Here is a 20947-nt window from a genome sequence, read left to right as displayed (position 1 = left end):
TGGCGATCCTTTCCTTCTCCACACAAAAAACCTTTCAGCCCTTATGCTGAAAGGTTTTTTCAAATGTGCTCGTTATGAAAGAACTTCTTCCTGCTGAAAAAATTTTTTTAGTGCGAGAAAAACGTCTGATTTTTGCTTCAAAATATAATGCTTAAATTTCTCATCCTGAATGTGCTTATATGCTGACATTAACGTAGAATGCCGGTTGTATTGATTGACTTCACCATAGCAGAATAAATTGGCTTTTTTCATGATTTCAGAAACAAGTTTCACACACCGGGCGTTGTCTGAGGTCAAATTGTCACCATCAGAAAAATGAAAAGGATAAATATTATATCGCGACGGCGGGTATCGTTCGTCTATGAGCTCTAGTGCCTTTCGATAGACAGACGAGCAAATGGTCCCCCCGCTCTCACCCCGTGAGAAGAAATGTTCTTCGTCTACCACCTTCGCCTCTGTATGGTGGGCAATAAATTCAATATCGACCGTCTCATACTTTGTCCGTAAGAAACGTGTCATCCAAAAGAAAAAACTTCTCGCCATATATTTTTCCCAAAGCCCCATACTTCCGCTCGTATCCATCATCGCCAAAACAACGGCTTTCGACTCTGGTTTGGTCACTTCATTCCACGTTTTATACTTGATATCCTCTGGGTAGATTGGATAAAAGGAGGGACTGCCTGTCATCGCATTTCGTTTAAATGCCGACAGCATCGTTCGTTTTTTGTGGATATTTCCTGTTAACCCGGTTTTGCGAATATCGTTAAACTCAATTTGTTCAACAATGATGTCGTCAAGCTCCTTTTGCTTGAGGTTTGGCAGCTCCAGTTCACGAAACAGTGCTTCCTCGAGATCCATTAATGAGACTTCTGCTTCGTAATAATCCTCACCAGCTTGATCACCAGCACCCTGCCCCTTTCCTTGACCCTGCTTGCTGTCTGAGCCGTCACGCGCAACAACATCGCCAACCTCGCTGTCTCCATCACCTTGACCCACATGTTTATTTTTGTCGTAGTTATACCGAATTTTATATTCATCTAATGAACGGATCGGAATTTTCACAACATCTTTTCCATTCGACATGATGATGCTTTCTTCTGTGACAAGATCCGGCAAATTGTTTTTAATCGCCTCTTTGACTTTTTTCTGATGACGCTGCTGGTCGTCATAGCCTTTTCGATGGAGGGACCAGTCTTCCTGAGACACAATAAACTGACTTTTTTCTTGCCGGGACATCCATCCCCCTCCTCACCTATTTGCACAATTCTTCTAACCATCGATTCCTTTATCCTATGCTGCTCGTCATCCAAGTTGACGATCATTTCTAAAAAAGACATTACCGGTGCTGATGCGCCAATAATGCCTCCTTCATTTATTAACGATTCAGAAGACTGCCTACATATTTTAAAAGTTCATTCGCACTTGTTGAATTATAGCCATGCTCATCAATTAATCTAGCCACTACTTCATTGACCTTCTTCAGCTGCTGTTCATCCGGTGTCTTCGTCGATGTCGTAATTTTCACCACATCTTTTAGATCAGCAAACAGCTTTTTCTGAATGGCCTCCCGCAATCTCTCATGTGAATTATAATCAAAGCGTTTTCCCTTTCTCGCATAAGCCGAAATACGAATCAGAATTTCTTCTCTAAATGCTTTTTTGGCGTTTTCAGAAATGCCGATCTGCTCTTCAATTGAACGCATGAGCTTTTCATCCGGATTCATTTCTTCACCCGTTAACGGATCACGCAGCTTGTTTTTATTGCAGTAAGCCTCGACATTATCTAAGTAATTATCCATCAGCGTTTTCGCAGACTCCTCATAGGAATACACAAAGGCCTTTTGCACTTCTTTCTTCGCAATATCATCATACTCTTTTCGCGCGACTGAAATAAAATTCAAATAACGCTCCCGGTCCTCGCTGGAGATAGACGGATGCTGATCAAGCCCTTCTTTTAAGGAGCGAAGAACATCCAGTGCATTGATCGATTCCATATTCTTTCGAATGATGGTGGATGAAATTCGGTTGATCACATACCGCGGATCAATTCCGCTCATCCCTTCGTCATGAAATTCCTTTTTCATCTCATCAATGTCGACTGATTGGAAGCCTTCGACACTTTCTCCGTCATACAGACGCATTTTTTTCACCAAATCAATATCAGAACGCTTCGGCTCTTTCAATCTCGTCAAAATGGAGAACATTGCTGCTACCTTCAGCGTATGCGGGGCAATATGCACATCTGAGACATCACTTTCTGAAATCATTTTATGATAAATGCGTTCTTCTTCTGTGACCTTTAAGTTATAAGGAATTGGCATCACAATAATTCTTGAATGCAAAGCCTCGTTCTTTTTATTTGAAATAAACGACCGGTACTCGGTTTCATTCGTATGGGCGACGATCAATTCATCTGCACTAATTAAGGCGAATCTTCCTGCCTTAAAATTCCCTTCCTGCGTTAATGACAGGAGGTGCCAGAGAAATTTCTCATCACACTTTAACATCTCCTGAAACTCCATCATCCCTCGGTTTGCTTTATTGAGCTCTCCATCAAAGCGGTAGGCGCGGGGATCTGACTCTGATCCAAATTCAGCAATGGTTGAAAAATCGATGCTGCCTGTTAAATCGGCAATGTCCTGAGATTTCGGATCAGACGGACTAAAGGTACCAATGCCGGTCCGTTTATCTTCAGAAAAAAAGATCCGCTCGACCCTTACATCCTCAATTCTGCCGCCATATTCCTCTTCCAGTCTCATCATGTTCAGAGGCGACAAATTCCCCTGCACACGAATCCCATATTCTCTATAGAAATCCTCCCGCAGATTTTGCGGAATGAGATGAAGCGGATCTTCATGCATAGGGCAGCCTTTGATCGCATAAACTGCGCCATGATCTGTTAATGAATATTCTTCAAGTCCTCTTTTCAATCTAGTGACAAGCGTCGATTTCCCCCCGCTTACTGGTCCCATCAGTAATAAAATACGCTTCCTGACGTCTAGCCGCTTTGCAGCAGGGTGAAAATATTCCTCTACTAATCTTTCGAGTGATTCCTCTAACCCAAACAGCTCCTGATCAAAAAATTTGTAGGTTCTGACCCCATTCTCCTCTTCAATCCCGCTGTCTTTAATCATATGATAAACGCGAGAATGAGCAGATTGAGCGACAAGTGGATTTTCCTTAATAATGTCTAAATAATCGCTGAATGTGCCTTCCCATTTGAGACGCTGCTCTTCTTCTCTGTGCTGTTCGATTTTCTTTAAAATATCCATATGAACCTCCTCTTTCAAGATTGAAGCTAGAAATCAGATACTGTTTTACAATCTATGCGGAGGCGTCCTATTACATGCTTTCGTTCTTCAAAATGACGAATTGGCAAACTGAATTGACAACCATCCGCAAGACCCTTCATAATAAAGGAAAAATAGGAGAAAAATGATTTTCTTCTCCTGCTTTTCAAGGTGAACTTCACATCATATGAAACAGGCAGCGAACGGAACAAAGGGATAAGGGGGAGCTTATATGAGAACGGTCATTATGATGGGCGTCATCATTACGTTTTTAGTATCCATTTTCACTGCTGGCTACGAAGGCAAGCCTGGTAAATGAAAAAAAGGATGTTCCATTTGCGGAACATCCTTTTCATTTTCAACATGTCAAAAAAAGTGATTTCACATAAAAAAGCCGAGTTCAGTATCTCGGCTTTTATCATGATCTTATATGAGATCGCGATATTGCTGCTGGCGAAGTGCCTCATATACAAGAATGGCTGCCGTATTCGACAGATTCAGAGAACGAACATGCTCTGTCATCGGTAAACGAAGACAACGGTCCATATTTTGTTCAATCAAATCTTTCGGCAATCCACTTGTCTCTCTTCCAAACACAAAGAAATAGTCTTCATCCAGCTGAGAGTAATCAAATGTTGTGTGCGGCTTTTGACCAAATTTAGTGATATAGAAAAATTGCCCCTTCGGATGTGCCTCAAACAATTCATCAAGTGAATCATGATAGACCACATTGGCATATTTCCAATAATCGAGTCCTGCACGCTTCAGCATTTTGTCATCTGTCGAAAAACCAAGCGGACGAATCAGATGAAGGGTTGTATTTGTTGCTGCACATGTACGCGCAATATTTCCAGTATTAGCTGGAATCTCTGGTTGATATAAAACGACATGAAGTCCCAAAAAAGTTCACCTCTAATTTTCTTTTCCGCTCAACATTATACCACTAACTATCCTTCGCGGCATCGTCCAAAATGTGAAAAAACATATATCGAATAGCAGGTGTATAGGCAGTCGAATCCTCATATGACCAATAACGCATGCGGGAGTCATACGTCTGTGCATTCACAAGAGGCATTCCGCCTTTGTCATGATCAACGACAATGGTTGTATGATTATACCTTCCATCACCTTCAAAATCGTAGCAAATGACATCACCAATTTGAAGCTCGTGCGCTTCTTTGAGTTTCTTTGCTCTCAAACCCGCTTTTGAATTCGCTAAATAATTTTTCATCGAATGAGCCACCGTCCAGCTATAGCTCCACGTATGCGGACGCACCCACCAGCCAGACCCGCGGTTCGGATACCCTCTCGTTGGCGCATTCCCTGCTTTCAAACATTGTGAAATAAAATTTGTACAGTTATCTTCAAAGTTTTTATAGGCTGGATTCCGTTTATTCCAATATGTCTCCGCATACTTCACGGCAGCCCGCCGGTCATAATGAAAGGCTCTCCCAAATTGATCTTCGGTCTGAAAGCGCTCATCCAAATGCTCTTCCCTTTGCCGCTCTTCTAACATCATCCGATCTTTGACAAGCATGTTGTTATAAAGAAATGCTTCTCTTTTTTCCACCTGTTCCTCTAAATAAAAAGAATCGTCTACATCCTTGCATACATATGTGAGATGAGCAAGGTACTGCACATGCTGAGCCCCATCATCTTGAATGGCTGAATCGAGAAGTTTTGTTTTTGCTTTTGCCTTCACAATCTCAACCTGTCTTCTAGCAAAAAGCTCTTTTTTCCGCTCTACTGCTTCCATATCAGACATAAGCTGCGGCTGTTTGATTGCACGGTCATTGATTAAATACGCCAGCCTGTCTTCTAAAGTTTTCTCTAATAATTGTTTCACACAGACACCACCAAACATTTTTTAAAATCTTTGTTTGGTTCATTCTATGTTCACAGGGATGTTATTTAGTATTTAAAGGTGTCTGCAGGAGCTCAATCCCTTTCACAATCTCCTCTTTCGCTTCTTCATCACTTTCCCGCTCAAGGGCCTTTTCCAGCTCTGGGAGCTGCTGATCATCGCCAATTTTGCCAATTGCCCATGCAGCCGTTCCCCGAATGACCGGTCTTGGGTCCTTGTGCATCAGCTCAATTAATACTGGTAAGGCAGATGTATCTTTAAAATGAGCGAGTGCCAAAATCGCATTCCGCTGAATGGGCTTTTTCCCCCGCCATGAACCTGAAACATGACCGTATTTTTCCTTAAACTCACGATTGCTGATCGTCAGAAGCGGCTTTAACAGCGGCTTCGCAATTTCAGGGTCTGGCTCCATTTCAGGATGCAGATGAAAGTCTTTTCCTTTATTGATCGGGCAGACAGTTTGACATGTATCACACCCGTACAATCGATTCCCTATTTTCGAACGAAATTCGTCAGGTAAAAAGCCTTTTGTCTGCGTTAAAAATGAAATACACCGCTGAGAATTCAGCTGTCCTGGATTCACCAGCGCACCCGTTGGACACGAATCCACACATTTATTACAAGTTCCGCACTGGTCTTCAATTTTCTCATCCGGTTCAAATGGGACATTTGTGATCATTTCAGCCAAATACACATAAGATCCAAACTCTGGCGTGATAATCATACAGTTTTTTGCACTAAAACCAATGCCAGCACGTTCTGCTACAGCACGATCAGACAATTCTCCTGTATCCACCATTGATTTTGTCCGTATATCAACATGTTTGCTTCGCAAAAATTCTTCGAGCATATCAAGCTTTTTTTTCAGCACAACATGATAATCCGTTCCCCATGAAGCCCGGCAAAAAATCCCCCGTCTCACATCCTTTGTACTTCGAGGAGCATCTTTCATTTTGGAAGGATACGCGAGCGCTATCGCAACAATTGATTTGGCCTTCGGAAGCAGCAAAGAAGGGTTTGTCCTTTTTTCAATGTCAGGCTCTTCAAAGCCTGACAAATACCCTAACGATTCATGTAAGATGAGGCGGTCCTTTAATGAATCAAATGTGTCGGCACTTGCAAATCGAATTTTATCGACACCAATTTCTTTCGCATATTGAATCAATTCTTCTTTTAATTCTCCAACATGAATCACCTTGCAAACCTCCTTTCTTTGTTTCTTCTGTTGTTTTCAGTATAATACGAGTGTATCATGACCGATTGGAGTGAGTCACTGTGAAGATACATATGGAAATTTCTCATCATCAAAACCCGTCTATCCATGTTGGACAGATTGAATATTCGCATATTGAAGTGGGTACATCACCTCAAATGTTAAAAGGCCGCTTACGCCTGTTTCAAGAATCTTTATTTTTTGAATACGAAGATAAAGTTTTAGAAGAAGTACCAGCCATCAAAGAATGGACGGATATTTTAAAAGACGTTCCTTTCCTTCCACTTCTTTCTGACATCCAAAAGGAACAATTTATTGACTCAACCAATTCCGTACAGGATTTGTCGATATTTTTCTCACTAAAATATTTCTTACCTATCCTGACTTTAGATGCCGATCGCATCAAAGGACCGCTTTCACTGGCAAAACATGAGGCTGGTCACATCGAATGGCAGGACAGCGCAGGACTGAATGGATTATTTTCTCAAGCAAGTAAAGCACAAATTTCTCAAGACACAAAGAACATTCTTCAAATCATCCTTTTCCCGCCATCTATTTCCCGGGAAAAGAGTGAAGCTCTTATTCAATCCTTGACGAAGATGTTTGTACAAATACATGGCGGAGAAAGCAAATATGAACTCATTGAAAAAGCACTGTAGCCTCACAGTGCTTTTTCACATTATACTGACATAATAAAAAACGCAACACTTCGTTTATCTAAGAAACGAAATACTGCGTTATAAACAAAATTATGTATTGGAGCGGGTGATGAGAATCGAACTCACGACATCAGCTTGGAAGGCTGAGGTTTTACCACTAAACTACACCCGCATCAATCTTTTAAAAGCAACGTCATCGCGTTGACTTTTATTATGTTACAACTTTCTTAACAATTCGTCAAGAGAATATGAAGATTTTTCGTCAAAAAACTTCATATTCTCCGTATATATTACGATAGTTATTTATCTAGCTGGATATAAAATAAGTATGCATGTGACTTATTTTTCAGCGCTTGCTTTGGATTCTTCTGAATTTCCTCAAGCATTGGTGAACTTCCATCCTTCCCCATTGCCGCTGTATACGCAATCAGTGCCTTTCCTCCAGAAGCAACTTTGACAGTTTCAGATTGTGCAGAAAATACATAGTCACTTACTTTGAACGGAAAGCTTGATGTCGCTTTCGTCATTCCATCATTCTTTTTATTTGACCAAATACTAAATTGTGATTCATATGTATCTTTCTCATGATGTAATTGAAGAAGTACATTCACCGTTTGGTCGGTTCCATCCTGGTGTAAAGTAAAGGTAGCAGATGATGCTTCCTTATTCACTAATCGTCCATTTTTGTAATGACTCCCGATAAACGTAATACTCTTATTCTTCTTCGTTAATCCTTTCAGTGTCAGAGCCACCTTTTCATTAGTCGTTGCTGCTTCTAGTAAGTTTTTTTCTTTTTTTGAGAGTTTCATTTGTTCGATGGTTACTTGGTTTTTAGTGGCAGGATCTGTTGTTATTGTCGAAACCGCCTTTTCGGTTGTCGTGGTTTCTTCGGCCTTCTCGCCGCATCCTGCTAATAGAAAAACTGTGAATAAAAGAATGCTCCATTTTTTAACCATTGTGATCCCCTTTGATGTTTTTTATTTCTTATTATACTAAAATTTGGTCGGAATACAAAAAAAGGTTAGGAGAATTCTCCTAACCTTTTGCTTTTTTCTGTTTCATGGCTGATAGGAATGCCACAATGAGAAAACTCACAGCAAAAATCACCATCATATAAATAAAAAAGTTTGGCTTGATCTGAAAAGTAAATGCGGACGAGCCTTCCATCTCAAAAGCGAGACTGTTAAATAATAAAGCATCATTCGTTTTTGATTGAAATAAATGATAGAACAGTACACCGATTGTCAGCATCGGAAAGCCTAAGAATCCTAGAAAACTACCAACTATCGCGCCTTGTTTCATCGCCTGAACGTTCATGATCGTTGTCCTCCCATTCCCCCAAGCAATAGCTGCTTCATAATGGACTTACCATCCCCCATAAACGGAAGAAGATAGAGTAATTGAATAAAATACGTGATTGAAAAGAGGAAAAAAGCTGTCGAAACCGGGTTTTCTTTTAGAAATAAAATGGTGACAATGATGCCTGCTGCGCCAATCACACCGGGAACAAGCGGTCCAAGCAGCGTAATCCATACCTGCTTTTTCTGAAATGGATCTAATACGGGCCTTACAAACTTCACTGACATCATGTCACTCGCAAAAAAGCCTTGAGGACCATCCCGTCCTGCAAATTTTCGATGCGCATAGCCATGTGCCGCCTCATGTAAGGCGGTTCCGGTAATTAACCCGAAATAAATAATCGTAAAATAAATCGCAATGGCTGCAATCGACGGATCAGGAATGAATAAAAAAGCGATCCCTGCCATGACCATGAAAAGCATCCAGAAAAAGATGATTTTTCGCGTCACCATGAGCAAAGCCGTCCCAAAAATGTGAAGGAACGAGTGACCAGTACAATCAAATCGTTCCTTCATTTTGATTTGATACTGCTTGAAAAATTGGCAGCAGGCTGTCACAATCCGATATGGTGAATGATAATGAATAGACAGCAAGTGATGCTGATTCAATCCCATCATCAGCTGATAAAAATCACGAGCAATCACCGACTCATCGACCTGAAACAAATCGGCGAGCTCTGCGGTAATACTCGCTTCTGTTCTTTTACCGTCCACTTTCGTTAACATATGATAGGCACTTTCATTGATCGGGAGTGTGCTTCCATACTGCGTATCCGTGAGATGCCTCTTTTGTAAGGTCACATACGGCGCTAGTGCCGGTACCCGCTCAATCTTTAGCTTATTGTTAAGAAGTTGAATCATGTGAATACCTCCATGAAAAACCTTTGTATATGGCAAAGATGAGCAGACCCTCAAATGCAGCCACAAGCAGCCATTGAAGCGTTTGACTCGACGCCCCTATGACATAGTTTCCAATAAAAACAATCGGAATCATGAGTAAAATAAGCGCTCCAAATGAAAAAATGCCTGTATAGGGATTGTTTCGATCAAGAGGAAGTAAAATACCTACCATATAAAAGAGCGCAGTCGCATTGCATAACACAGCGGCACCAATCAATGCGTGCCAAATCTGATCAGGAAGCGTCAGCGTTGTCAGCATGAATAAAACAATTTGCAGTACACCTACGAGCAGAAGGCCGATAAACTTATACAAAGCCACTTCCCACGATCTCAGACCAAATGTTTTATACATGCCCAGCATTCGTTTATCATTGCCAAACGAATTGAAGGCTGTTAATCCAGCAAGAGCGCAAAGAACAAAAAACGCTTCTTCTTCAAATCGGAATCCAAACTGATAACGAACGAATAAGATCACAATAAGGAGAATAAGAAAATTTAAAATATTTTCTTCATTTCGCACCTGTGATTTCATTTCCTTCACAATAAGTGACCACTTTTTTGAAGAAGAGAATGGCAGCTTGTGTAAAAAGGTTAACGCTTTTTTCTCTGCCATAATCGGCATCATCGCCAGAGAAACAAATGCGCCGCCTGCCGATAAGAGGATGATCAGAATCAAGATGGCATAATTCACCTCTTCAGGAGGCATTCCTTGTGCCGCTAGGAAAAACGGAGCTGTCAAATACATCAAATGATAATCAAACTGAATATATGATTGCTGAATTTGGCTAATATCAAAGTGCGTCAATCCATACGTGACAACCAGTGCCAATAAAACAAATATCGCTGCAAATTTTTGCAACGGTAATCTTAATTTCAAAACGAGCAAATAAGTGATATTGTAAATAAACTGCAGCAGCATTAAGACAAAAAGCGACTGCAAAAGCACCATCAAAAAGAAAGTAAAGATAAAGAAAATACCTATTCCCTGGGCAATAAAATTAGGTAAAAGCAGGATGCCGATAAAAAATAAAACAAGCCCTGCCACCACTGTCACCATCGGAATGAAGTATCCAAAACTTTTCTGAAAGGTAGAGAGCGGGAACCAGCTCAGCTGCATAGAAAACCGGTCTTGTTCAGGTGTTCTGACCTTGATCAAAACGAATAACAAGCTTGTAAAAATAGAAGCATTGATCGCCATTGACACGACAAGTAATCCAAGTGAACGTTCATCTCCATTTAAGAAAGCCTTCATAAAGACACCTGTAAAGCTGTATCCGATAATGGCTCCCATTGTGACGGCAAACAAAAAGAATAAGACCACAATGATTCGCTTCGTTTGAGTATCAAAGAGCTTATACATCTCCTGCTGCCACATTTTAAGCATCATTTTAGAAATGATTAATGATTTCATCAAAATGTGCACCCCTATCACTTAACATTGAAGCTTTCAGAAACACCTGTTCCAGTGTGCTTGATTGATACTTCTCCTTTAAGGCTGAGACCGTCCCTTCATCCATTTTATTTCCTTTAGAAATAATGGCGATTTTGTGGCACAGCTCTTCCGCTGAAAGCATATCATGCGTTGAAAGCAAGATCGCACCATGGTGCTCGGCATACCGCTTCATCAGTTTCTTTGTGTTTATAACCGCTTCAATATCAAGTCCTCTAAAGGGCTCATCCATGATCACCAATTGACTATCAAGCATAAATGCAGCAATCAGCTGTGTCTTTTTTTTCATTCCATGTGAATAGGTTTCGATCGGTCTTGATAAAGCCGAGTCCATATCAAACAGTTCAATTAGTTGATTTCTTCTGTGAATTGTTTTACATTCATACATAGAAGAAACAAAATCTAAATATTCAGCACCAGTCAATGCTTCAGGGAGCAGCAGGTCATCTGGAACATAGGCTACTTGTTTTTTAAAGGATGGTTCATCATTTGGGACGTCCTGCAAGTGAATCCTTCCTTCTGTATGCTTAATAATGCCGAGTATACAGTTAATCATTGTTGTTTTACCCGAACCATTCGGTCCAGCAACAGCAACGATTTGATGAGGGTCGATCTTTAAATGAAAATCATTGACAGCAGTCACGTTATTTTTATACGTCTTGGTTAAATTCTCGATCGTAAACATATAACCTCCAAGTGTCTGCATATTCTTTAAAAACAGATCAGGCTAAACCGCCCGCCACAGACGGTTTAGCCCTGGTGTCTTATCTAAGAAGTAAAAAGATGAATCCTAAGTATAGCTACTTACATTCAATTTGGACTTTTAAGCCACTTTCCCACTGAACGGCTCCTGTAAAGCTACCCTTGCCGTTTGCGATACACCAAACTGCTGCTCCTAGAACAACTGTTGCTCCCAATCCAAGGAGGACAGCAACAAATACTAAGAACCAAGCTTGGTCCATAATAGCAGGTTCCATAGTGGAATAGTCAACTTGCGGCGCTGCATAAGTCATACTTTTCACCTCCCAGCTTATGATGATCGTATCATAGGCGTCACACTCCAAACATCTACAGAACATCCCATTTTTGACCGAACATACATTTGATTAAAATGTGACTTTTTATTCAATTATTCCCTTTCATCTGTTTAAACCCTCTCTTATTTACTAGATTTTGACACCCCATAAGAACCACAATACCCATTTAATGTCATTTCCACCATCTTTTTTCTCCTTTTTTTCAAATAGTCCATATTTATCATCAATCATATTTATTCTTTCTTTTTTGTGAGATAGAAAGAATTCCCCCGATATATCAGATAAAAAAGTCCTGATTATATGTCGTAATAACGCCAATTATGAAAAATTTACTGATCATTCTGATAAAAGAGTGGGCATATTTCCCTTCTTTTCTTGACTCTATAAATGTGTATATACAAGAAAAGCGATTGGGAAAAAAGCCCTTACTTTGTTCAGCAGTACACAACATAAGACTCCCGCTATTCTATGAAAAAAAGCACAGCAGCCATCGCAGACTGCTTTGCTTTTTCATATTTAAGAGGAACTAGCAGCAGAGGCTGCATCTGGGAAATGATTGTTCCCAATAATTTCACCAGCTGGCACAGAGAGTCCTGTAGCCCCTGATCTCTTGAATGGAAGGAGCGGGAAAACAAGCTCTGCTAAATAATAAGCTTCTTCTAGATGCGGGTAGCCAGAAAATATAAATGTATCAATGCCTAGAGACTCATATTCTAGGATACGTTCTGCTACTGTTTGCGGGTCTCCGACGAGTGCTGTTCCTGCACCGCCGCGTACTAAACCAATGCCTGCCCAAAGATTTGGGCTGATTTCAAGTTGGTCTTTCCTCCCTTGGTGCAATTCCACCATTCGTCTTTGACCTACTGAGTCCATCCTCTGTAACACTTTTTGCGCCTCATCAATTGTTTTTTGATCCAAATGACGAATCAGATGTTCCGCTGCCTGCCATGCCTCCTCTTCGGTATCTCTCACAATCACATGAAGACGAATGCCAAACTTCACCGTTCTTCCTTCCTTTTCAGCCTGTTTCTTCACTTGTGCAATTTTCTCTTTTACTTGTGCAGGCGGTTCGCCCCAAGTTAAATAGACATCTGTATGCTTGGCGGCTGCTTGAATTCCTGCTGATGATGATCCACCAAAAAAGACTGGTGGATGGGGTGTTTGAGCTGGTGGGAATAACAGACGGCCATTCTCCGCTTGTAGATGTTTGCCATGAAATTGTACATTTTCTCCTTTCAATAACCGCTTCCAAATTGTCAAAAATTCTTCTGTTGCCTCATAGCGTTCATCATGAGAAATGAACAGCCCATCTCCTTCAAGCTCCTCTTTACTTCCCCCTGCTACCACATTAATCAGCAGTCTCCCGCCTGAAAGACGATCTAATGTAGAAGTCATTCTAGCAGCAACAGACGGTTGCATCAGCCCTGGTCTAAGAGCCACGAGGAACTTTAAATGAGTGGTTTCCGCAGCTAAAGCAGCTGCCGTCAGCCATGGATCTTCACATGATCTCCCAGTAGGCAGCAAGACCCCTGTATAACCAAGCTGATCAGCTGCTTGAGCAATCTGTTTAAAATATGGATAGTCTGCCTGTCTTGCCCCTTTTGCTGATCCTAAATAACGGCCGTCTCCATGCGTTGGAATAAACCATAAAATATTCATCACATCGCCCCCTGTTATTATTCACCTTGATAACTAGTGCGCCACTTGAGCAGACGCTTTTCTAACAGACGTACAAATGAATCTGTCAGCTTACCAACTACTGCAAAGATGATAATTCCTACAAACACTTTATCCGTTTGAGAGAATTGCCTTGCATCCATAATCATATAGCCTACCCCGCTGCTTGAACCCATCAACTCAGCTACCACTAAACCAAGCCAAGCAATTCCTAATGACAGTCTCACGCCCAGAAGAATATGAGGAAGAGCAGCCGGTAAAATCAGCTTTGTGATGCTTTGATACACATTAAACTCTAAGGCGCGGGCCACATCAAACAGCTTATTGTCTACACTGCGAATACCTAGAAAAGTATTAATATAAATCGGAAAAAAAGCCCCAAGTGCAATCAATAAAATTTTCGCCGTTTCATCAAAGCCAAACCAGAGGATGAATAAAGGAGTGACCGCTAAATGTGGAACGGTTCTCAGCATTTGCAACGTCGGATCTACATACTGCTCTGTTTTTTTAGAAAACCCTACGCATACGCCCAGCAAATGACCTAAACCTCCCCCAAGTAAAAATCCACATATCGCTCGATAAAGACTGATGTAAAGATGACCAAACAGTTCACCAGAACGAAATAAATCTCGAAAAGATTCTGCAATCAAGACAGGCGCAGGAAGTACAGTGGAAGAAACGATTTGAGAACCAGCTATGATCTGCCAAACCGCAATAAGTAGAAGAGGTAATACCAGTCCCTTTAACTTATATAAAGAAGAAGCTTTTCTCCTTTTTTTCTTTGACCGCTCAATTTTAGATGCTAAAGCCGGGTTCGAAATAGCTTTCATTTATTCATCTCCTCTTTTAGCATTTTTTCAATAAACGAATTATCTACAACCTGATTGACATCAATTTTCCGCTGGATCGCTTTTGTTTGATATTGAAAATCAGCGGTATGCTGCTGAGCATTGATGATCTTCTTCGAAATGGGCTTATTAAGTGGTTCCGTATTGTTTAATACTTGTGTGACGACCTTCTTATCTAAATTTTTTAAACGCGCATATAGCGTAACAGCCCCTTCTGGATGTGCTTTTTGCCACTTCACTGCATGGTCATATACCTTTAAGAATTTCACTACTAGTTCAGGATGCTGATCAGCAAACTGAGTTCGAACAAGTGTGAAACCTGGAGAATATAAATCGGTCGCTTCCCCATTCACCAGCAGCTTTGCTCCCTTCTTTATCGTTTCAAGTGATAAGAACGGCTCCCAGATCGACCAAGCATCAACGGACCCATTTTCAAATGCTGATATCGCTTCATCAGGCTGAAGCTGAATGATCTGAACATCCTTCGCAGATAAACCTGCCTGATCTAATACTTTGTATAAAAAGTCAAAGCCGCTGCTCCCTTTAGCGGCAGCGATTTTTTTCCCTTTTAAGTCTTCTACTTTTTGAATCTTACTGTTCTTATTCACTAAAATACCGTTCGCTTTCAGCCCATCCTGAGATAAACCAATTTCCTTAAAATCAATACCTGCTGCCTGACCTGCTATGACAGGTGAGTTTCCAACTTGCGAGAAATCTAATTGATTTGCAGTAAGTCCTTCAAATTGGGGAGGACCACTTTGAAACTCCACCCACTTTACCTTCACTCCTTCTTTTTCAAATGATTGTTCAAACCAGCCCTTTTCCTTTGCTAAAAGCAGCGGGCTCAAACTTTGCTGAATCCCAATCCTAATTTCTTTCACCTTGTTTTCTGAGCCGTCTGCTGCTTGATCACACCCTGCTAAAACAAGGAGAAGACTCAAAAAGATAACGATCATTTGTTTCTTTTTCATGCAATTTGCCCTCCCTAAATCCCTGATCCATCGGTTAGTAACAATTCATCTGTTTTCTCAAATTCTGAAAGCACCTTTTGTCTTAAATGTTGAAAAGCGGTTGACGTTCTATCACGCGGAAACGGTAGATTTACAGGAAGAATCTTATGGATTCGGCCAGGTCTCGCTTGCATTAGCACAATCTCATTTCCTAAATAAATCGATTCATCAATATCATGAGTTACGAGCATCATCGTTGTTTTTTTCTCCTGCCAAATGTCCAGCAGCACATCCTGCAAGTGTTTTCGTGTGAATGCATCCAGTGCACCAAATGGTTCATCAAGCAATAAGATCTCCGGATCACGAAGAAGTGCTCTCGCAATGGCAACCCGTTGCGACATTCCTCCGGAGAGCTCATGTGGATAAGCGTGTGCAAATCCTTTTAAACGAACAATTTCAATCAGTTCATCCACTTTGCGGCGGACATCCTGTTGTTTTAAATTGAAATTGGCCGCTATGTTTTCTTCGACCGTCAGCCATGGAAACAGGCGGTGTTCCTGAAAGATAAAGCCCTGTTTCATTCCAGGTTCTGTGATCCGTCTGTCTCCTATCAAAATTTGCCCATGATACGCTGTGTCGAGCCCGCTTATGATTTTTAGCAATGTACTTTTCCCGCATCCACTTGGACCTATCACTGTTACAATTTCCCCGGGAATGATGTTCAATCTTAAGTCTTCAAGTACCCGAATGGACTGTTTGTCTTTCCAAAAGGATTTATCCACAATATCAATTGAAATCGTCATTGAAACCTTCACTCCTCTTGCGATCAGATAAATACACAGAAAGGCCCTTATCCCAAAAAAGAGATAAGAGCCTTCGCGTTGTCCGATCAGCTAATCATATTGATTTGTTAGCACCATCCTAAATCATATTAATCCCATAAATCAACTCAAATTTATAAAATGGTTATTTTGTCCTTGTATGCTTTTCATCGATCCGATCGTAAATCGCTTCTATTCGTTCCTTGCTGCTGTAAATCTCATATTTGTTCCGCTCAATCAAGATGTCTAGTGTGAGATCCATGTGTTTTCTGTACTTTTTTCGTTTTTTCTTTTTTTCCATCTTCATCATCCTTTCTTATTCAAATAAAAAAAGGCTCTTCACTCATGCTTGAGTGATAGAGCCTTCGGTTGACCGATCAGCCATTCTTGTTTGTGTTTTCAGTATGCTCATGTTAATACACACTATTCCTACCTGTCAACTATATTTATTGTTTTTTCAGATTTATCTAAAAAATGATTGACCAAGCAAGGAACAAGATTTATAGTCTTATTAAATATTTCTTATCAAAACAGTTGGTTTTATCTAACAAAAGGAGGATACACCCATGTCAGAAGAACGTCCATTTCGTTTAGAAACAAAAGCCATTCACGCAGGTCAGGAACTTGATTCAGCGACCTATTCAAGAGCCGTTCCTATTTACCAAACAAGCTCCTTTGGTTTTAGAGATAGTGAGCATGCAGCGAATTTATTCGGTCTTCAGGAACCGGGAAATATTTATTCACGTATTATGAATCCTACAAATGACGTATTTGAAAAGCGTATCGCTGAGCTTGAAGGTGGAATTGGTGCACTTGCTGTTTCTTCTGGGCAAGCAGCGACGACTTATTCTATTTTAAACATTGCAGGAGCCGGAGATGAAATCGTTTCCTCAAGCAGTCTTTATGGCGGCACCTACAATTTATTTGCCCATACACTCAAAAAACTTGGAATTACAGTAAAATTCGTCGATTCATCCAACCTTGAAGAACTCGAAGCGGCGATCACAGACAAAACAAAGGCAGTGTATGCAGAGAGCATTGGAAATCCAAAAGGCGACATTTTACATATTGAAGCCATCTCAGCCATTGCACACAAGCATCATATCCCGCTTATTGTGGACAATACGCTCGCCAGCCCTTATTTATTAAGACCTATCGAGTTTGGTGCAGACATTGTCGTCCACTCAGCAACCAAATTTATTGGCGGTCACGGTACATCAATTGGCGGTGTCATCGTTGATAGCGGCCGATTCCCTTGGGCTGACAGCGATAAGTTCAAAGGACTGACTGAACCAGATCCAAGCTATCACGGTCTGACATATACAGAAGCGATTGGAGAAGCGGCTTATATCACAAAAGCACGAGTACAGCTCTTACGTGATTTAGGGGCAGCTCTGTCGCCATTCAACTCATTTTTACTTCTGCAAGGCTTAGAAACATTACATCTTCGTCTTGAGCGGCATAGTGAAAATGCCTTGAAAACAGCACAATTCTTACAGGATCACCCTCTTGTCGATTGGGTAAGCTATCCGGGCCTTGAAAGTCACGAATCCTATGAGCTTGCTCAAACCTATTTACCAAAAGGACAAGGCGCAATCCTCACATTCGGTATTAAAGGTGGACGCGAAGCAGGTAAAAGGCTCATTGATTCTGTGAAGCTTTTCTCCCATCTCGCAAACGTGGGCGATTCTAAATCCCTCATTATTCACCCTGCCAGCACAACGCATCAGCAATTAAGCGAAGCAGAACAAAAAGCGACAGGTGTCACACCAGAGCTCATTCGTTTATCTGTTGGAACAGAAGCGATTGAAGATATTCTTGCAGATCTTGAACAGGCGATTACAAAAAGTCAGTCTGAATGACATAGAAAAAAGCACACGGCTGTGTGCTTTTTTATTGTTTATTAATGATTGAGTAATCGAATGTCTTGGAAAGGATAAAATACAAATGAGGTAGTTCCTTGAATATCACGCTTTGTAAAAAGACCTAAGCCGTTGCGGCTGTCCATTGAATTTTGGCGATTGTCCCCCATGACAAAGTACTTTCCTTTTGGAACAGTCAGAGGGCCAAAATCAGGTGTCAGCAAGGTGCCATCTGCAGCTGCTTTCTTTTTGTTTGACGCTAAGTAAGGCTCCGCCACTTTTTTTCCATTAACATATAGCTGATCATTTTTCATTTCAATTTTATCACCAGGTAAACCAATCAATCGTTTGACATAATGAGTGCTGCGGTCTTCCCCATCAAGAACAATGATCTGTCCCCGTTTATAATCACCGAAATAATCAACCGTTTTATTCACAAACACCCGCTCTGTGTTATGCAGTGTTGGGTCCATAGAAGTCCCTTTCACAATGTACGGCGCGAATAAAAAGTTCCGGATGATAAAAACAGCAATAAATGCGATTAAGATGGCTTTGATCCAGCCCCATAATTCTGATTTCTTTTTTTGTGTTTTTGTATTTGTTGTCATAAGCTCCTCCTGAATTCCCCAAGGACGAAATGTGTGTCACCAGCGTCAGCCGGCATCACGCTTGTTTCTCCCTAAATATAAACATATTTTGCCAACAAATCAAGCGAAGAGAGAGAAAAAGGCAAGCACCTTTCTGTGCTTGCCCAAAACTCAGTTAGTTAGCAGAAGAATCCGCTTCTTTTTCTTTGTTTGCTTTACCATAGAAATAATCCGATGGATTCACTGGTTTGAAATCAGATAACTTATGGAATCGAAGAAGATCCCTATAGAGCACTTTATCTGAAAGACTTAACTGATTATCAACACGGGCTTTAATCGCCTCTGTCTTTTTATTTTGTTTCACCACTTTACCTGTTTTTGTATCATAAACGGTATTATCAACAAGTGTGTATTTCGGTGTCACATAGTTTCCATTACGGAAGGCAACAGTCTCATCATGCTTTTTAGAGAATAGGTCTGTTCCAAAATTCACGAATTCATTTGAATCAATACCTTGTAAGTGAAGAAGTGTTGGCATAACGTCGACTTCACCACCATACGTATGGTTCACGCCGCCCTTCTTACCAGGAATACGTATCATGAGCGGAACACGCTGGTTTTGTGCATTTTGATAAGGAGTGATTTCTTTCCCTTGAATTTCACTCATTGCACGGTTATGGTTCTCAGAAATACCGTTATGGTCACCATATAATAAAATGACTGAGTCTTTATACATACCTGATTTTTTCAAGTCCTTGAAGAATTGCTCTAATGACTCATCTAAATATCTTGCTGTTTGGAAATAGTTATCGACTGTTTTATCGCCAGTTGTTGCCTTAGCGATTGTCGCATCTTTTTCATCTAAATTAAATGGATAGTGATTTGTCAGTGTCATTAAATGTGCATAAAATGGCTTTTTCATTGATTCTAGCATTGGAATTGATTCTTTGAAGAACGGTTTATCCTTCAGACCCATATTCACAAGGTTTTCTTCATCCATGTTGTAATAGGAAGCATCAAAGAATTGATCAATTCCCATATGTTTATAAATCGTGTCACGGTTCCAGAAAGATTTATAGTCCCCGTGAAGTACTGCACTCGTATAGCCTGCTTTTTGATCTAGGATGGCAGGTAGTGATTGGAAGGTATTTTCACCCTTTGTCACAAATGCTGCTCCCTCTGGCAAGCCAAACATACTATTATCCATCATCAGCTCAGCATCTGATGTCTTCCCTTGACCAGTCTGATGGAAGAAGTTATCGAAATACGTAAAATCATCTTTCCCATGAGCCAGTTTGTTTAAAAATGGAGTCACTTCTTCTCCATTTAATTTGTAGTCGATTAAGAAAGACTGAAAGCTTTCTAAATGAATTTTAATAATGTTTTTGCCTTTTGCTTTACCAAAATACTCTGCATTTGGCTTCGCATAGTGAGAGGACGTATAGTTCACAACATCCGTTAAATCTTCACTGCTTGCATTGGCTACCTGTGTTGCGTTTTGTGCTGCTTGTACCCCATCATAAATCGTATAGTTATAAACACCTAAGTATTTGACAACATACTTATGATCAAAGGTTCTCGTTAATAATTCTGGACGATCCTTTTCAGCCAAATGAAGGTTTACAAAGAACAGTCCAATACCTGCAGCTACAATCAGCAGTGCAAACGTCTTTTTCATTTGGAACTTCTTCACTTCTGGTCTCCAAATGACAATCGCAATCAAGATGATAATATCAAGGAAGTATAAAAGGTCATGCGGCTTAATGCTTGCTAGCACACCGCCAGTCATGCCTCCCCCAAGATTTCCTGCCTGCTTCATTGTTGAGAAAGTCAAAAAGTCATCAAAGAAACGGTAATACGCTACATTTGCATATAAAAGTGCGGTCATAATAAAATCAATCACAATTAAAACAATGGCAGATTTACGCCCCTTCAAAAAGAGAGCAAGTCCAAAAAACACGATGGCTGAACTAAATGGATTCAATAAGAGAAGCCCCTCTTGAAAAGAACCTTTTACTCCTAAATTAAAGTCCATTTTGTAGGCTGTGTACGATTTAGCCCAGAATAAAAGGACAGCCAAAACAAAAAAGCTATATTTGTTTGCAAATATTTTTTTCATAAAACCTCTTCTTTCTTATCATCGTTCTGATATAAATGAAATCATAAAAAATTTACATTCATTTTGCAAATGTAAATCTTCTTCGCCAAGCATGCCGATGCTCTGTCTCCGCCGGATACATGCGCTCCTTTAATATAACGAATGAGAGGCATCATAAGTTTCAAAAAAAATACGAGTAAATAAAAGGAAAAATATCCATTTACATTAAATTTACGCACACTTCATGTTTTAGTGGATGAAGAAGGTTTTGTAAATCACTCAGTATTACTTTACTTTTTTCATCTATTCGTGTCAAAGTAATTATAAAGAAAAG

General features: G+C 40.5%; 20 protein-coding genes and 1 tRNA gene. 2 read left to right on the top strand and 19 right to left on the bottom strand.

The genetic code is table 11. From position 1 onward, the window contains the following. Positions 1-72: 72 nt before the first annotated feature. The 5 genes from yhbH to queG form a co-directional block, all read right to left on the bottom strand. A complete protein-coding gene (gene yhbH, locus MHB67_RS04495; RefSeq protein ID WP_024426618.1) occupies positions 73-1236 on the bottom strand; it encodes a sporulation protein YhbH in 1164 nt (387 codons plus the stop codon). A gap of 139 nt (positions 1237-1375) precedes the next feature. Then, positions 1376-3271, bottom strand: a complete 1896-nt coding sequence (locus tag MHB67_RS04490; protein ID WP_024425326.1) for a PrkA family serine protein kinase — start codon at positions 3269-3271, stop codon at positions 1376-1378. A gap of 444 nt (positions 3272-3715) precedes the next feature. Then, the gene (gene trmL, locus MHB67_RS04485; protein ID WP_034282301.1) at positions 3716-4189 is read right to left on the bottom strand and encodes a tRNA (uridine(34)/cytosine(34)/5-carboxymethylaminomethyluridine(34)-2'-O)-methyltransferase TrmL; all 474 of its coding nucleotides are present in this window, start codon (positions 4187-4189) and stop codon (positions 3716-3718) included. A gap of 43 nt (positions 4190-4232) precedes the next feature. Next, positions 4233-5135 carry an amidase domain-containing protein gene (locus tag MHB67_RS04480; protein WP_213405146.1) on the bottom strand — a complete coding sequence of 301 codons (903 nt, stop codon included), beginning with the start codon at positions 5133-5135 and terminating at the stop codon, positions 4233-4235. 61 nt (positions 5136-5196) lie between these two features. Beyond that, positions 5197-6345, bottom strand: coding sequence for a tRNA epoxyqueuosine(34) reductase QueG (gene queG, locus MHB67_RS04475; RefSeq protein WP_342492922.1), 1149 nt, complete (start codon positions 6343-6345; stop codon positions 5197-5199). Positions 6346-6428: 83 nt separating this feature from the next. Here queG and MHB67_RS04470 point away from each other — a divergent pair, with 83 nt between their 5' ends. Next, on the top strand, positions 6429-7025 hold the full coding sequence (locus MHB67_RS04470; RefSeq protein WP_243837380.1) for a hypothetical protein: 597 nt from the start codon (positions 6429-6431) through the stop codon (positions 7023-7025). A gap of 98 nt (positions 7026-7123) precedes the next feature. Here the strand turns inward: MHB67_RS04470 and MHB67_RS04465 are convergent. From MHB67_RS04465 to MHB67_RS04410, 12 genes are all read right to left on the bottom strand, one after another. Further along, positions 7124-7197 (bottom strand) — tRNA-Gly (locus tag MHB67_RS04465). A 127-nt stretch (positions 7198-7324) separates the two neighbouring features. After that, positions 7325-7981, bottom strand: coding sequence for a hypothetical protein (locus MHB67_RS04460; RefSeq protein WP_133744045.1), 657 nt, complete (start codon positions 7979-7981; stop codon positions 7325-7327). Positions 7982-8060: 79 nt separating this feature from the next. Beyond that, on the bottom strand, positions 8061-8342 hold the full coding sequence (locus MHB67_RS04455; protein ID WP_024425332.1) for a hypothetical protein: 282 nt from the start codon (positions 8340-8342) through the stop codon (positions 8061-8063). Continuing rightward, entirely contained in the window at positions 8339-9244 is a 906-nt protein-coding gene (locus MHB67_RS04450; protein WP_103132153.1) for a PqqD family protein, read from the bottom strand. The genes MHB67_RS04455 and MHB67_RS04450 overlap by 4 nt, the downstream gene beginning before the upstream one ends. Next, positions 9228-10694, bottom strand: coding sequence for a hypothetical protein (locus MHB67_RS04445; RefSeq protein WP_073204446.1), 1467 nt, complete (start codon positions 10692-10694; stop codon positions 9228-9230). The genes MHB67_RS04450 and MHB67_RS04445 overlap by 17 nt, the downstream gene beginning before the upstream one ends. Then, complete coding sequence (locus MHB67_RS04440) at positions 10672-11418, bottom strand: ABC transporter ATP-binding protein (RefSeq protein WP_025093295.1); 747 nt, start codon at positions 11416-11418, stop codon at positions 10672-10674. The genes MHB67_RS04445 and MHB67_RS04440 overlap by 23 nt, the downstream gene beginning before the upstream one ends. Before the next feature lie 115 nt (positions 11419-11533). Next, the gene (locus MHB67_RS04435) at positions 11534-11746 is read right to left on the bottom strand and encodes a hypothetical protein (RefSeq protein ID WP_012009371.1); all 213 of its coding nucleotides are present in this window, start codon (positions 11744-11746) and stop codon (positions 11534-11536) included. Between the two features lie 540 nt (positions 11747-12286). Continuing rightward, positions 12287-13429 carry an FMNH2-dependent alkanesulfonate monooxygenase gene (ssuD, locus tag MHB67_RS04430; RefSeq protein WP_103132154.1) on the bottom strand — a complete coding sequence of 381 codons (1143 nt, stop codon included), beginning with the start codon at positions 13427-13429 and terminating at the stop codon, positions 12287-12289. Positions 13430-13446: 17 nt separating this feature from the next. After that, positions 13447-14277, bottom strand: a complete 831-nt coding sequence (locus MHB67_RS04425; protein WP_133744047.1) for an ABC transporter permease — start codon at positions 14275-14277, stop codon at positions 13447-13449. Further along, positions 14274-15266 (bottom strand): aliphatic sulfonate ABC transporter substrate-binding protein, encoded by a 993-nt coding sequence (locus MHB67_RS04420; protein WP_342492825.1) that lies wholly within the window; start codon positions 15264-15266, stop codon positions 14274-14276. The genes MHB67_RS04425 and MHB67_RS04420 overlap by 4 nt, the downstream gene beginning before the upstream one ends. Before the next feature lie 14 nt (positions 15267-15280). Continuing rightward, positions 15281-16048 (bottom strand): ABC transporter ATP-binding protein, encoded by a 768-nt coding sequence (locus MHB67_RS04415; RefSeq protein ID WP_044333683.1) that lies wholly within the window; start codon positions 16046-16048, stop codon positions 15281-15283. Between the two features lie 163 nt (positions 16049-16211). After that, entirely contained in the window at positions 16212-16367 is a 156-nt protein-coding gene (locus MHB67_RS04410) for an FbpB family small basic protein (RefSeq protein WP_029706872.1), read from the bottom strand. Between the two features lie 265 nt (positions 16368-16632). On the opposite strand from MHB67_RS04410, the gene MHB67_RS04405 reads away from it, so the two are divergent. Beyond that, positions 16633-17928, top strand: coding sequence for a homocysteine synthase (locus MHB67_RS04405; RefSeq protein ID WP_024425342.1), 1296 nt, complete (start codon positions 16633-16635; stop codon positions 17926-17928). A gap of 41 nt (positions 17929-17969) precedes the next feature. On the opposite strand, the gene lepB is transcribed toward MHB67_RS04405, so the two are convergent. Next, positions 17970-18536, bottom strand: a complete 567-nt coding sequence (lepB, locus tag MHB67_RS04400) for a signal peptidase I (RefSeq protein WP_041116900.1) — start codon at positions 18534-18536, stop codon at positions 17970-17972. 154 nt (positions 18537-18690) lie between these two features. After that, positions 18691-20634, bottom strand: coding sequence for an LTA synthase family protein (locus MHB67_RS04395; RefSeq protein ID WP_024427404.1), 1944 nt, complete (start codon positions 20632-20634; stop codon positions 18691-18693). Between the last annotated feature and the right edge of the window lie 313 nt (positions 20635-20947).

Origin of the sequence: Bacillus sp. FSL H8-0516 (assembly GCF_038635285.1) — a bacterium.
Lineage (GTDB): Bacteria > Bacillota > Bacilli > Bacillales > Bacillaceae > Bacillus > Bacillus safensis.
Note: the sequence above shows the minus strand (reverse complement) of the source record. Positions and strands in the feature narration are given on the sequence as shown.